Here is a 14,396-nt window from a genome sequence, read left to right on the forward strand (position 1 = left end):
CTGATGACGAATCTGGCTTGCCGAAGAGCCGGGAAGCCGGCCCATATCGGGGGATGGGCGGCTCCATCCATTGCATGTGTCCCCGCGCCTGCCGACAATGTCACAAAGAGGATTCGCTCTCGCTTCAGGACTCAGGACTGAGATGGCCAAGATCATCCGCAAGTCAGGGGCCGCGACCGAGGAATGGCCCCTGGGCCAGACCTCGCTGTCGATCGGTCGCCGGCCGGATAACCACATCGTTCTGCCCGACACCTTCGCGTCGGGCCGGCATGCCATGATCGGCTATGTCAACGGCCGTTATTTCGTCGAAGACCTCAAGAGTAGCAACGGCACGATCCTCAACGGGCAGCGCATCAGCCGCGCGCCGCTGAAGAACGGCGATGTCATCTACATCGGCGCGCAGCGCCTGGAATTCCACGACCAGGCGGCCGCCGCATCGGCCGCCGCCAGCGCTGACACGATGGCGACCACCATCATGCGGGCCCCGGTGCCCCAGTTGCCGCCAGCCGATGCGACCATGCCGCTGACCGGCGTCTCGGCCATACCGGCTCCGCCGCGGCCCTCGGCGGCCGCCGAGCCGGGCACCGAACCAGTGCTCATTCCAGCCCTCAGCGCCATCCTGGCACCGCCGCCGCCTCCCCCCCCGCCGCCTGCGCCGCCTCCGGTGGTCGCAGCACCGCCCCCCAAGCCGGCGCCGCCACCCGCGGCCAGTCTGCCGTCGTCGCCGATCGCCGGCTTCAACTTCATCCTGCCGGACCTCGACGCGCCCAAGGCTGCCTCTGAACTGGCGCCGCCGCCGAGCGTGGATGACCCACTGGAGGGCATGGCCCGCTCGATCCGCGCACACCGCGAACGCGAGCAGCAGGGCAAGCAGGAGTCCGAAGCCAAGCTGCGCGCGGAGTGGGAAAAAATCGTGGGCTACTGCGAGAAGCTGCAGGTCAAGCTCAAGGACGACTCGCGCATCCGCTACTTCAACATCTCGCGCCGCAGCGGCGAGATCACGATCCGTGTACAGCCCGACCCGAAGCTGCCGCAACAGTTCATCACGCTGAGCCAGGAGCACCCGGACCACAAGACCGGCGTGGTCTCCGGCATCTGGCTGCGCATCACCGGCATGCCGGACCGCTGCCACACCAGTGCCGACTCGGCCATCGCCGAATTGGCGCGCACGGTGGCCTTCCTGTTCGTCTGAACATGGGCTGCAACGAAAAACGGCGCCCTCGGGCGCCGTTTTTCGTTGTGCCAGAAGGGCCTCAGTTGCGGCGCGCCATGAAGGCGACGCGTTCGAACAGATGCACATCTGCTTCGTTCTTCAGCAGTGCGCCGTAGAGCGGCGGCAGCGACTTCTTGGTGGAGGCGTCGTGCAGCACGGCCGGATCGATGTCCTCGGCCAGCAGCAGCTTGAGCCAGTCCAGCAGCTCCGAGGTCGAGGGCTTCTTCTTCAGGCCGGGGATGTCGCGCAGGCCGAAAAACACCTCCATGGCTTCCTTGATCAGGTGCTTCTTCAGCCCCGGGAAGTGGACGTCGACGATCTGCTGCATCGTCTCCTTGTCCGGGAAGCGGATGTAGTGGAAGAAGCAGCGGCGCAGGAAGGCGTCCGGCAGTTCCTTCTCGTTGTTGGAGGTGATGATGATGATCGGGCGGTTCTTCGCCTTGATGTTCTCGCGCGTCTCGTGGACGTAGAACTCCATCTGGTCGAGTTCGCGCAGCAGGTCGTTGGGGAACTCGATGTCGGCCTTGTCGATCTCGTCGATCAGCAGCACCGGCGCCACCTCGCTGTCGAAGGCCTCCCAGAGCTTGCCCCTGATGATGTAGTTGCGGATGTCCTTGACCGACTCCTGGCCGAGCTGCGAGTCGCGCAGGCGCGACACCGCGTCGTACTCGTAGAGGCCGTGCTGTGCCTTGGTGGTGGACTTGATCGCCCAGTCGATGAAGGGCCGGCCGAGCGCCGCGGAGATCTCGCGCGCCAGCTGCGTCTTGCCGGTGCCAGGCTCGCCCTTGACCAGCAGCGGGCGCTGCAGCGTCACGGCGGCGTTGACGGCCATCATCAGGTCGTTGGTGGCAACGTAGGTATCGGTACCCTGAAAGCGCACGGGGCGGTCCTCGAAAAGTGCGTAAGAGCCGCAGTTTAAAGGATGGCGGGGCGGTCCGGCAGTTCGTTGCCGGCGTCCACCGGGTGGACGGGCGGGTAGCGCGCCAACACCGCGGCCACGGCCTCCACGCCCGCCACCGCTCCTGCCTGGAAGCGGCCCGCCCGGAAATGCTCTTCCATGATCCGGCAGCAGGCCTCCCATTCGGCCGCTGGCACCCTCCCGCGGCCCACGCCACGGTCGGCGACGATCTCCACGTCATGGTCGGCCAGCAGCAGGTAGATCAGCACGCCATTGTTGTGCTCGGTGTCCCAGACGCCGAGCCGGGCGAAGGCCAGTTCAGCGCAGTGCCGTGGCTGCAGGCCTCGCCACAGCGCCTGCGGCGCCAGGGCCGTTTCCACGGCAAAGCGGATTTCGCCCGGGTGTCTCGACTCGGCCGCACGCACGGTGGCCTCGATCGCCGCCAGCACGGCCGGCGGAAAGCGGCGGCGCAGGGTCCAGGGCCCGGTGGTGAGGTGTCGGAACAGGCGCTTGAAGTCCATCGTCACCAGCTCCCGGAGGCGCCGCCGCCCCCGAATCCACCGCCACCGCCGCCGAAGCCACCGCCGCCCCAGCTACGGCCCGAGCCATGGGAGCTCCAGCCGCCCCATCCGCCGGAGCCGTTGCCCCAGCCGCCGCCTCTGCCCGCATCCATGAACAGCGCCATCAGGAAGGCCAGCACGGCGGCCCCCAGCGCATAGGCCAGTACGCCGATCAGCAGCATCACCGCGAAGTAGCTGATGGCGCCCGCCGCCAGGCCTCCGAAGAAGCGTCCGAGGATCGAGCGCAGGAACATCGTCACCGCCAGCAGAACGAAGGCCACGATCCCGAGCAGATCTCCGGATGGGCCTTGCGCGCTGCGCCGCGCCGGCAGGTTCTCGCCGCGGACCAACCCCAGGATGCTGTCGACCCCCGCGTCGATGCCGCCGGCGAAGTCGCCGCCGCGAAAGCGCGGCAGCATCACCTCTTCGATCACGCGCTTGGCGATGGCATCCGGAATCGCGCCCTCCAGGCCATAGCCGACCTCGATGCGCAGCTTGCGGTCGTCCTTGGCCACCAGCAGCAGCACGCCATCGTCCTGCTCCTTGCGTCCGATCTTCCAGGCCTCGGCCACGCGGATCGAATACTGCTCGATGGTCTCCGGCTGCGTGGTTGGCACCAGCAGCACCGCCACCTGGCTGCCACGCTCGCGCTCGAAGTCGGCCAGCTTGCGCTCCAGGCCCTGGCGCTCGCCGGAGCCGAGCGTACCGGTGAGATCGGTGACGCGTGTGCGCAACTCCGGCACGGCGACCTCGGCGGCCACGGTGAACGCGGCCAGCAGCGCCAGAACGGCCAGCAGGCGGGTGATCACGGCCCCGTCCGCTACTTGCCGAAATCGACCTTGGGCGGTTCGGCGATGGCCTTCTCGTTCTCCACCGTGAAGCTCGGCTTGACCTTGGCACCGGTCGCCATGGCGGTGAGGTTGCTGGGGAAGGAGCGCACCGTGGTGTTGTAGGCCTGCACCGATTCGATGTAGCGATTGCGCGCCACGGTGATGCGGTTCTCGGTGCCCTCGAGCTGCGCCTGCAGGTCGCGGAACAAAGTGTCCGACTTCAGCTGCGGATAGTTCTCGGACACCACCAGCAGGCGCGACAGCGCGGACGTCAGCTCGCCCTGCGCGCTGGCGAACTGCTTGAGCGCCACCTCGTCCTCGAAGCTGGCAGCATTGATGTTGACCGAGCCGACGCGGGCGCGGGCCTCGGTCACCTGCACCAGCACGTCCTGCTCCTGCTGGGCATAGCCCTTGACCGTCGCCACGAGGTTGGGCACCAGGTCGGCGCGGCGCTGGTACTGGTTCAGCACCTCGGCCCAGGAGGCCTTGATGGATTCATCCTGGCCCTGCAGGGTGTTGTAGCCGCAGCCGCTCAGCAGCATCGCCAGGCCCAGCAGGCCAGCTTGGATCAGACGAGTCATCGAAGGCGCTCCATGAAGATCGGTATGCCTAACATGGAGGGGATGGGCCGGCGAATCAAGCGCCGTGACCCGGCGGCAACGGCACGCGGCCCTCAGGCCGCGGTAAACAGCGCCCGCAGTTCGTCCTCGCTCCAGCCGGCAATGCTGCCGGACTCCGCCAGCAGGGCGTCGGCCAGCGCGCGCTTCTGCTCCTGCATCTCGGCGATCTTCTGCTCCACCGTGCCCTCGGTGAGCAGCTTGTAGACGAACACCGGCTTGTCCTGGCCGATGCGGTGGGCGCGGTCGGTGGCCTGCTGCTCCACCGCCGGGTTCCACCAGGGATCGTAATGGATCACGGTGTCGGCGGCGGTCAGGTTCAGGCCGGTGCCGCCCGCCTTGAGGCTGATCAGGAACAGCGGCGCGTCGCCGTGCTGGAAGCGTTCCACCAGCGATTCGCGGTCGCGGCTCTCGCCGGTCAGCTTGAGGTAGCGCATGCCTTCCTGCTGCAGGCGCTCCTCGATCAGCTCCAGCATGCTGGTGAACTGCGAGAACAGCAGGATACGGCGACCCTCCTCCAGCATCTCCGGCAGCAGGTCCATCAGCAGCTGCAGCTTGGCCGACTCGGTAACCTGCGCGGCCTCTTCCAGCTTCAGCAGCCGAGGATCGCAGCAGACCTGGCGCAGCTTCAGCAGCGCGTCCAGCACCACGATGTGGCTGCGCGCCAGGCCGCGCGCGGCGATCTCCTCGCGCAGCCGCTGGTCCATGGACAGGCGCAACGTCTCGTAGAGCTCGCGCTGCGCGCCCTCCAGCGCCACGCTGCGGATCAGGTCGGTGCGTGGCGGCAGCTCCTTGGCCACCTCGGCCTTGGTCCGGCGCAGCAGGAAGGGCTTGATGCGGCGCAGCAGCTGCTCGCGCGCATCCTGGTCGCCGCTCTGCTCGATCGGCTTGCGGTAGCGCTGGCGGAACTCCACCTCGCTGCCGAGGTAGCCCGGCATCAGGAAATTCATCAGCGACCAGAACTCGCCGAGGTGGTTCTCCATCGGTGTACCGCTGAGACACAGCCGGTGCCGTGCCTTGAGCTGGCTGACCTTCTGCGCTGCCTGCGAGCGGCTGTTCTTGATGTGCTGCGCCTCGTCCAGCACCAGCAGGTGGTACTCGTGGCGCGACAGGGCCTCGTGGTCACGCGCCAGCAGCGGATAGGTGGTCAGCACCAGGTCGTGATCGCGGATCTCGTGGTGGCGCAGGCGCCGGTCCTGGCCCTGCAGCACCAGCACGCGCAGCGCGGGCGCGTAGCGCCTGGCCTCGCGGCGCCAGTTGAACATCAGGCTGGTCGGCGCCACCACCAGGCAGGGGCGGTCCATGCGGCCGCTTTCCTTCTCCAGCAGCAGGTGGGCCAGGGTCTGCAGCGTCTTGCCCAGGCCCATGTCGTCGGCCAGCACGCCGCCGAAACTCTGGGTGCGAAGGAACTGCAGCCAGTTGAGGCCTTGCTGCTGGTAGCCGCGCAGTTCGGCGTTGAGCCCCTGGGGCGGCGCCACCTCGACCACGCCGGCCAGCGGGCCGGGGGCCTTGCCGTCGAAGCGCAGTTGCGGCAGGTGCAGCAGTTCGTCCAGCGTCAGGGCCTGCGGACGCGGCAGCCACAGGCGCCCGCCGTCGTCGAGCCAGGTCGCCGTGAACAGCTCGCGCAGCACGTTGAGCACCGGCTTGAGCCGACCGGCCGGCACGCGGATCCAACGATCGCGCACCTCGTCGCGCAGCAGCAGTGGCGCATCGTCTTCCAGCGCGGCGAACTTCTGTGGGGTCCAGCCGGCGCGCGGGTCCTGCAGGAAGGCCACCAGCAGCGGCAGCAGCGGCAGGCGCTCGCCCTCCACGTCCACGTCCAGCGCCACGCCGAACCAGTCGCGGCCCTCGCCCTCCTGCATCTGCAGCAGCCAGTCGGGCTCCGGCTCGCACAGGCGGAAGCTGAAGTCGCGGTCGACGTCGATCTGCCAGCCCTCGCGCTGCAGCGCCGGCAGCGGCTCGGCCATCAGCTTCAGCCAGTCGCGCTCGCTGTGGGGCGTCAGCAACGAGGGACGCTTGGGATCGAAGGACACCAGACCCAGCGCCACCAGGCTCCGGAAGGCGACGTCCTCGGCGGCGGGGTCGCGCAGCAGGAAACCCTGCCCGTGCTCACCCACCGCCGGCTCGCCGTAGCGGCAGCGCTGCACGCCATAGTCGAACAGCAGCTGCGCGCAGTCGCGCACGCGCTCGTCACGGCCGCCGTAGCCGTGCTCCGTGCGCAGCAGCCGCACGACCGGCAGCGGCCAGGGCGGAGTCACCGTCATGGTCGCGGATGCCGGAGATCAGCCCTTGGCGCGCTGCTCGAGGATCTCGACGGCCGGCAGCTTCTTGCCTTCGAGGAATTCGAGGAAGGCACCGCCGCCGGTGGAGATGTAGTCGATGCGCTCGGCCACCTTGAACTTGTCGATCGCCGCCAGGGTGTCGCCACCGCCGGCCAGCGAGAAGCCCTCGGCCGCCGCGATGGCCTCGGCGATGGCCTTGGTGCCGCCGGCGAAGCTGTCGTACTCGAACACGCCCACCGGGCCGTTCCAGACGATGGTGCCGCAGGACTTCAGCAGGGCCGACAGCTTCTTGCGGGTCTTGGGGCCGATGTCGAGGATCATCTCGTCGGACTCGACCTCGTCGGCGCTGCGCACCTCGGCATGCGCTTCGGCGGAGAATTCGGAGGCCACCACCACGTCCTCGGGCAGCGGGATGTCGCCGCCACGGGCCTGGATCTTGGCCAGGATGGCGCGCGCCTTGTCCAGCATGTCCGCCTCATGCAGCGACTTGCCCACCGGCTTGCCCATGGCCGCCAGGAAGGTGTTGGCGATGCCGCCGCCGATGATCAACTGGTCGGCCACGTCGGCGAGGTTCTCCAGCAGGTCCAGCTTGGTGGAGACCTTGCTGCCGCCGACGATCACCGCCAGCGGCTTCTTCGGCGTGGCCAGGGCCTTGCCCAGTGCATCCAGCTCGGCCGCCAGCAGCGGGCCGGCGCAGGCGATGGGCGCGAACTTGGCGACGCCATGGGTCGAGGCCTCGGCGCGGTGCGCGGTACCGAAGGCATCCATCACGTACACGTCGCAGAGCGACGCCATCTTCTTCGACAGCGCCTCGTCGTTGTCCTTCTCGCCCTTGAGGAAGCGGGTGTTCTCGCCCAGCGCGATCTGGCCCGGTTCCATGGCGATGCCGTCGATCCAGTTGCTGACCAGCGGCACGGTGCGCTCGAGCTTCTCGGACAGCCAGGCGGCCACCAGGGTCAGCGAGGCCTCGGGATCGAACTTGCCGGCCTTCGGGCGGCCCAGGTGAGAGACCACCAGCACCGAGGCGCCTTTCTCCAGTGCCAGCTTCAGCGTCGGCAGCGAGGCGCGCAGGCGCGCGTCGGAGGTGATGCGGCCGTTGGAGATGGGGACGTTCAGGTCCTGGCGGATCAGCACGCGCTTGCCGGTCAGGTCCAGGTCGGACATGCGAAGGACGGTCATTTGAAGAGGCTCCGAGAATCGGGAATGGGGAATCGGGAATCGTTAAAGCAAGAAAAAGAACGGGGAACCGGGAAATCGCTTTTGCGATTCCCGATTCCCCATTCCCGATTCCCGTTTTTTACTTACTTGCCGGCGACGACGCGGACCATCTCGAGGCACTTGTTGGAGTAGCCCCACTCGTTGTCGTACCAGCTCACCAGCTTGACGAAGGTCTTGTCGAGGGCGATGCCGGCCTCGGCGTCGAAGATCGAGGTGCGGGCGTCGCCGATGAAATCGGTGGCCACGACCTTGTCCTCGGTGTAGCCGAGGATGCCCTTGAGGGCGCCTTCGCTCTGGGCCTTCATCTCGGCCTTGATCTCTTCATAGGTGGCCTCGCGCTCGAGGTCAACGGTGAGGTCGACCACGGAGACGTCGGAGGTCGGCACGCGGAAGGCCATGCCGGTCAGCTTCTTGTTCAGCTCGGGGATCACCACACCCACGGCCTTGGCGGCGCCGGTGGAGGACGGGATGATGTTCTCGAGGATGCCGCGGCCGCCGCGCCAGTCCTTGCTGCTCGGACCGTCCACGGTCTTCTGCGTGGCGGTGGCGGCGTGCACGGTGGTCATCAGGCCGCGCTTGATGCCCCACTTGTCGTTCAGCACCTTGGCCAGCGGCGCGAGGCAGTTGGTGGTGCACGATGCGTTGGAGACGATCGCCTGGCCGGCGTAGGTCTTGTGGTTCACGCCGTAGACGAACATCGGGGTGTCGTCCTTGGACGGAGCCGAGATGATCACCTTCTTGGCGCCGGCGGCGAGATGCTTCTCGGCGCTGGCCTTGTCCAGGAACAGGCCGGTGGATTCGATCACGACTTCGGCGCCGATCTCGTCCCACTTGAGGTTGGCCGGATCGCGCTCCTGCGTCAGGCGGATCTTCTTGCCGTTGATGACCAGGGCGCCGCCCTCGATCTTGATGTCGCCCTTGAAGCGGCCATGCACGGAGTCGTACTGCAGCATGTACGCGAGGTAGTCCGGCTCCAGCAGGTCGTTGATGCCGACGATCTCGATGTCGCCACCGAAGTTCTGCACGGCGGCGCGCAGCACGTTGCGGCCGATGCGGCCGAAGCCATTGATACCTACTTTGACGGTCATCGTTACTTTTCCTTTAGTACAGGACTGCGGCCATCCCGCAGGTTTCGGTTGAAAAACAAAGGGGCGCCTCGCGGCGCCCCCTTCATCATTTGCCCAGCAGAGCCGTGACCTTGGCCACGACGTTGTCGACGGTGAAGCCGAAGTGTTTCATCACGGCGGCCAGCGGCGCGGACTCGCCGTAGGTGTCCACGCCGAGGACCTCGCCCTCGTCGCCAACCAGGCCTTCCCAGTAGATCGACACGCCGGTCTCGATCGCCAGGCGCTTGCGCAGCGCCTTGGGCAGCACCGTCTCGCGGTAGGCGGCATCCTGGCGGCGGAAGATCTCGGCGCAGGGCACCGACACCACGCGCACGTTGATGCCCTGCTCGGCCAGCTTCCTGGCGGAGTCCACGGCCAGCTGCACTTCCGAGCCCGTGGCGATCAGGATGCCCTGCGCCGCCGCGGCCGGCTCCCACAGCACGTAGCCGCCGCGGCGCGCGTCGGTGAAGTGCTGCTCCGGGTGGGCCTGCGGCACCAGGTTCTGGCGCGTCAGCGCCAGCGCCGAGGGGCCATCCTTGCGCTCGATGGCGTCCTGCCAGGCGATGGCGGTCTCGAACTGGTCGGCCGGGCGCCACACGTTCAGGTTGGGGATCAGGCGCAGGGAGGCGACGTGCTCCACCGACTGGTGGGTGGGGCCGTCCTCGCCCAGGCCGATCGAGTCATGGGTGTAGACGAAGATGCTGCGGATCTTCATCAGCGCGGCCATGCGCACCGCGTTCCTGGCGTAATCACTGAAGGTCAGGAACGTGCCGCCGAAGGGAATCAGGCCGCCGTGCAGGGCGACGCCGTTCATGATCGCCGACATGCCGAACTCACGCACGCCGTAGTTCACGTAGTTGCCGTCGAGGCGGCCGTGACGCAAGGCCTTGTGGCCCTTGAAGTCGGTGCAGTTGGACTCGGTCAGGTCGGCGGAGCCGCCGAACAGTTCCGGCAGGCCCGAGGCCAGCGCGTCCAGCACGTTCTTGGAGGCCTTGCGCGTGGCCACCGGCTTGTCGAACTTGGCAGCCTCGGCCAGCGCGGCGGCAGCGTGCTCGGCCCAGCCAGCCGGCAGGTCGCCCTTCATGCGGCGCTCGAACTCGGCGGCGTCCTCCGGGAACTTCTCCGCATAGGCACGGAAGGCCTGCTCCCAGGCCTGCTGGCGGAGGCGGCCCTTCTCCAGCGCGCTCCAGCCGGCGCGGACGTCGTCCGGAATCTCGAAGGGCGCGTGGGTCCAGCCCAGCTTCTCGCGCACCAGCTTGATCTCGGCCTCGCCCAGCGGCGAGCCATGGCTCTTTTCCTTGCCCTGCAGGTTCGGCGAGCCGAAGCCGATGATGGTCTTGCAGCAGATCAGCGTCGGCTTGTCCTGCGTGGCGCGGGCGGTGTCGATCGCTTTCTTGATCTCGGCCGGATTGTGGCCGTCGACCTTGCGGATCACCTGCCAGCCGTAGGCCTCGAAGCGGGCCGGCGTGTCATCGCGGAACCAGCCCTCGACCTCGCCGTCGATGGAGATGTTGTTGTCGTCGTAGAACACCACCAGCTTGCCCAGGCCCAGCGTTCCGGCCAGCGAGCAGACCTCGTGGCTGATGCCTTCCATCAGGCAGCCGTCGCCGGTGAAGGCGTAGGTGTAGTGGTCGACCACGTTGTGGCCGTCACGGTTGTAGCGGGCGGCGAGCACGCGCTCGGCCAGCGCCATGCCCACGGCGTTGCCCAGGCCCTGGCCCAGCGGGCCGGTGGTGGTTTCTACGCCCGGGGTGATGCCGTACTCCGGGTGGCCGGCGGTCTTGGAGTGCAGCTGGCGGAAGTTCTTCAGCTCCTCGATCGGCAGCGGGTAGCCGGTGAGGTGCAGCAGCGCGTAAAGCAGCATCGAGCCGTGGCCGTTGGACACCACGAAGCGGTCGCGGTTGGCCCAGGTCGTATCGGCCGGGTTGTGGCTCAGGTAATCGTTCCAGAGCACCTCGGCGATGTCCGCCATGCCCATCGGCATGCCCGGGTGGCCGGAGTTGGCTTTTTGCACGGCATCCATCGACAGGGCGCGGATGGCGTTGGCGAGTTCGAAGCGGTTCGTCGCGGGCATAGGGAAGCGGCGGCCTGAAGGGGGACAGAAAAGGGCGCATATTTTCAGGGTTTGCGTGCGCCGGGGCAAGGAAACAGGCGATTCACCCGCGACGCAGGGCACAAAAAAGCCCGGCGGCCGAGGCCGCCGGGCTTTCCCATCAAGGGTTTACTGCGCTTTTGAGGAGCGTGCCGCCCACCATTTCATGGAATGCGGGGCCTGCTGGCGCTCGCCGCCCAGGGACGGGTACAGCAGGCTGTGGGCCACGTCCTCGGCCGCCGGCTTGCTGAAGTCGCAGACGCCGCCCGGGAAAATGGCGCGGACTTCAGCGATCTGGGCCTCGCTGAGCTTGCCGGCGTAGTCGGCGGGGTCCACTGGGCGCAGCTGGCAGCGGATGATGTCGTCGGTCATCGGCATGCCGGCCACCATGCGCGGTGTCCTGGTCACCGGCAGTGCCAGCGAGCACACGCCCAGGCCGGAACCATCGTTGTTGTAAAACTCCGGCAGGTCGACGCGCAGCGGGATGTTCACGTCGAACTCCGGGAGCAGATCGTGAAGCGGCCCGAGCTGCGGCAGCAGTGGCAGCTGCGCCAGACCCAGCGGCAGCAGGATCGCGTCCGGCAGCTCCAGGCGTCCGCCGATGGTGCCGAAGACGCAACGGTCGGCCGCCGCCGACGGCTTGGCCTCGATCACCGCCGCCATGTGGTCGCCGCCGTACTCCGGCCGCTGCAGTGACTCCAGCCACTGCTCCATCACCGGATAGCCGTCGGCCTGGGTCACCACGCCGCGCCACAGGCCCTGGGTCGTCACCTGGCCGGTCTGCTTCTGCAGGCGCGAGCGCACGATGAAGGGGCGAACCGCCTCGTGGATGTTGGCCACCGGGATCAGGTCCAGGTACGGGGCATGATCCAGCACCGGGGTCTCGGCCAGGGCACCGCGGCCGATGACGCCGCCGACCAGGTAGGCTGTCTTGGCCATCTGCTCGTTCATGCGCATGCGCTCCGCCACCGGCTTGCCGTCGATGTTGAAGCCGCCGATGTTGCGGTTGACGTCGAGGAACTCCTCGGCACTGATGGTGCCGGCCAGCAGGGCACCCAGGCCGTACTGCACGCCGGTATTGTCGAGCGGACGGTTGGCGTAGCCGGTGGCCGGGTCACGGCCGAAGATGTTGACGTTGGCGTCCTGCACCGTGCAGCGCACGCCCCTCAGGTTCGGACCGTTGGGATTGTCCGGGCCACGGTAGCGGTCGGCCTCCGGCACCGGGCCGCAGCCGACCTCGGGATTCAGCAGGTCCAGGAAGGCATCCACCCAGGACTGGCAGATGGCATTGAGCGGATTGCCCACCAGCAGGTTGTGGCCGTTGACCGCCGCCTGCTTGCCCACGCTCCAGTCCAGCGAGCTGTTCTCGTAGTAGTGCTGCAGCAGGCCGCAGTCCGCCACCGTCATCGCCGTGGTCAGGATGTCGGCGAAGGTCGCCGTCGGCATCGCGCCGCTGAGCACGCCCGGCGAGCTGTTGGCCAGGTTGTACTGCTGCAGCGCAGCACCCGAGCCGTTGGTGCCGATCATGAAGCGCACCGGGCCGTACTTCTCGGTGATGTGCTCCTTCATCAGCATCGCTGTCTCGGCGCTGATCAGCGGGTTGCAGTGGTTGCCGAAGGCGCTGAGCGTGTTGTGGATCACCAGGTCGCCCTTGCCCAGGCGGTCGGCGATGCCCACCAGGTTGATCAGCAGGTTGTCGGCCGAGATTTCGGTCAGCGCTAGCGCGCCCAGCACCAGGTTGGGGTCACTCCTGCCCTGCTGGTAGCCAACCCCGCAGGACTCGCCGAAGACGTAGTAGACGTGGCCGTCCCACTGGGTGGCGGCGAACGGCGCCTCGGCACCGCGGGCATGCGGGTCGTCCAGCACTGCCAGGCGCGCGATGCCGCGGTTGATGGTGGAGGTCTCCATGCGCACCACGAAGGGCACGGCGCGGCCGTCCTTGGTCTCGGTCATGATTACGTCGCCGGGGTAGGCGGCGTAGGGATCGGGGAGCTCCTTGAAGCCCTGGTTGGTCACCGAACGGTAGAACCACTTGTACTGCGTGACGATCGAGCAGTTGGCGTCGATCGGCGCGCCGAGTCCGTTGTCCTCGGTGCGGCAGATGAAGGGCTTCTGGTGCGGCCCGGACGACACCGGACCGGTGATCGGGTGATTGAGCACGGTCAGCTCGGCGCGACGCGTACCGGCGTCGCCGGTGACCGTGGCCGCCAGGCGGTTGGCGCCGTTGACCAGGCCAGTGACCAGGCCGCGCACCTCACCGCCCTCGACCCGCGCGAACGCCGCGCTGACGTCGACGCCATTGCGCGTGACCTTGAAACTGTCGCCCGAGGCCAGGCCCCGCAGGCCCAGCAGCACGTCGCCGTCGGTCACCGCCTCGGGCAGCGTCGACAGCGTGATCATCTCGAACTGGCCCGCCTCCAGCGGCGGCGTGGCGCGGGTGTGGTAGTCGGCCTCGACCAGGTTGGTGCCGCCGACCCCGCCGCCCTCGCCGTCCACCGATTCGGAACGGCCGGTACAGCCGGCCAACGCCCACAGCAAAGCTGCGCACAGTGCCGTGCGCCTCGTCAGGGCCTTCATGCTTTGTCCTCCCGCTAGATCAATGTGAAGCTTTTGTTATGGCACCAACATAACGTCTGCGCTGCGGTTGGGAAATGAGCGGAAATTACTAGGGCGCTCAGCCTTGGGGAGGAATGTCCTTTCCGGATACAGGCGCGCGCCGCGCCCGGAACACCAGATACACCATCCACGGGAACGCGAAGCTCCACCAGCCGATCGCATCGGCCAGCGGGAACTCCGCCATCTGCGGATCGCCGACGTAGCGCTGCAGGCGCACCCAGGCATAGACCGCCACGAACAGCCAGCACAACTGCGTAGCGGCCAGCCACAGCAGCCGCGACCACCAGCGCAGCCGCGGGTGGAACAGGATCAGCAGCGGCGGCAGGAACAGCAGCAGGGCATTGAGCAGGCCGCGCGGCGTGGCGGGGAACAACTGCGCCAGCAACTCCATCAGCCCTGCCCCTTGCGGAACTTGATGCTGCAGCCGAGGCTCGGCTGCTGGCGCTCGCCCACCTCGCGCCCCGCCAGCAGGTCATCCAGCGCCGCGCGAAGTTCGGCACCCGTCACCGGCCGGCCGTTGCCCGGCGTGGAATCGTCCAGCCGGCCGCGGTAGGCCAGCCGCAGTCCGGCGTCGAACAGGAAGAAGTCCGGCGTGCAGGCCGCCTGGTAGGCGCGCGCCACGCCCTGGCTTTCATCGTAAAGATAGGGGAACGGATAGCCCAGGGCCCGCCCGGCCTCGGCCATCGGCCCCGGTGCATCCTCGGGGTAGGCCTGGGCATCGTTGGAGGAGATCGCCACCAGCCCCACTCCGCGACCCTGGTAGTCGCCCCCCAGCCGGACCAGTTCGGCGTTGACGTGCTTCACGTAAGGGCAATGATTGCAGATGAACATCACCAGCGTGGCGTATTCCGCCCGGATGTCGGCCAGTCCCAGGCGCCTGCCGCTGAGGGTGTCGGGCAGGCTGAAATCCGGTGCGGAAGTGCCCAGGGCGAGCATGCTGGAGGGTGTGGGGGCCATTCTTGGC

The 14,396-nt window shown here is 67.8% G+C and carries 12 protein-coding genes; 1 reads left to right on the top strand and 11 read right to left on the bottom strand.

Annotated features, from left to right (window positions below; genetic code table 11):
• The first annotated feature begins 142 nt into the window (after positions 1-142).
• A complete protein-coding gene (locus tag QT386_RS09085; protein ID WP_289273430.1) occupies positions 143-1,192 on the top strand; it encodes an FHA domain-containing protein in 1,050 nt (349 codons plus the stop codon).
• Between the two features lie 61 nt (positions 1,193-1,253).
• Here the strand turns inward: QT386_RS09085 and QT386_RS09090 are convergent, their stop codons facing one another.
• From QT386_RS09090 to QT386_RS09140, 11 genes are all read right to left on the bottom strand, one after another.
• Positions 1,254-2,048 (bottom strand): MoxR family ATPase, encoded by a 795-nt coding sequence (locus QT386_RS09090; protein WP_301334242.1) that lies wholly within the window; start codon positions 2,046-2,048, stop codon positions 1,254-1,256.
• Between the two features lie 80 nt (positions 2,049-2,128).
• Positions 2,129-2,632, bottom strand: coding sequence for a TPM domain-containing protein (locus tag QT386_RS09095; protein ID WP_289273432.1), 504 nt, complete (start codon positions 2,630-2,632; stop codon positions 2,129-2,131).
• A 2-nt stretch (positions 2,633-2,634) separates the two neighbouring features.
• Complete coding sequence (locus QT386_RS09100; RefSeq protein ID WP_289273433.1) at positions 2,635-3,480, bottom strand: YgcG family protein; 846 nt, start codon at positions 3,478-3,480, stop codon at positions 2,635-2,637.
• Between the two features lie 11 nt (positions 3,481-3,491).
• Complete coding sequence (locus tag QT386_RS09105; RefSeq protein WP_289273434.1) at positions 3,492-4,082, bottom strand: LemA family protein; 591 nt, start codon at positions 4,080-4,082, stop codon at positions 3,492-3,494.
• A gap of 92 nt (positions 4,083-4,174) precedes the next feature.
• Entirely contained in the window at positions 4,175-6,382 is a 2,208-nt protein-coding gene (locus QT386_RS09110; protein ID WP_289273435.1) for a DEAD/DEAH box helicase, read from the bottom strand.
• 18 nt (positions 6,383-6,400) lie between these two features.
• Complete coding sequence (locus QT386_RS09115) at positions 6,401-7,579, bottom strand: phosphoglycerate kinase (protein WP_289273436.1); 1,179 nt, start codon at positions 7,577-7,579, stop codon at positions 6,401-6,403.
• 122 nt (positions 7,580-7,701) lie between these two features.
• Positions 7,702-8,706 (bottom strand): type I glyceraldehyde-3-phosphate dehydrogenase, encoded by a 1,005-nt coding sequence (gene gap / locus QT386_RS09120; protein WP_289273437.1) that lies wholly within the window; start codon positions 8,704-8,706, stop codon positions 7,702-7,704.
• A gap of 85 nt (positions 8,707-8,791) precedes the next feature.
• A complete protein-coding gene (gene tkt / locus QT386_RS09125; protein WP_289273438.1) occupies positions 8,792-10,798 on the bottom strand; it encodes a transketolase in 2,007 nt (668 codons plus the stop codon).
• 147 nt (positions 10,799-10,945) lie between these two features.
• Positions 10,946-13,393, bottom strand: a complete 2,448-nt coding sequence (locus QT386_RS09130) for a DUF6351 family protein (RefSeq protein WP_289273439.1) — start codon at positions 13,391-13,393, stop codon at positions 10,946-10,948.
• Between the two features lie 97 nt (positions 13,394-13,490).
• Entirely contained in the window at positions 13,491-13,823 is a 333-nt protein-coding gene (locus QT386_RS09135; protein WP_289273440.1) for a hypothetical protein, read from the bottom strand.
• Entirely contained in the window at positions 13,823-14,389 is a 567-nt protein-coding gene (locus QT386_RS09140; RefSeq protein ID WP_289273441.1) for a thioredoxin family protein, read from the bottom strand. Before QT386_RS09140 ends, QT386_RS09135 begins: the two co-directional genes overlap by 1 nt.
• Positions 14,390-14,396 lie beyond the last annotated feature (7 nt).

The organism is Solimonas sp. SE-A11 (assembly GCF_030345715.1).
Lineage (GTDB): Bacteria > Pseudomonadota > Gammaproteobacteria > Nevskiales > Nevskiaceae > Solimonas_A.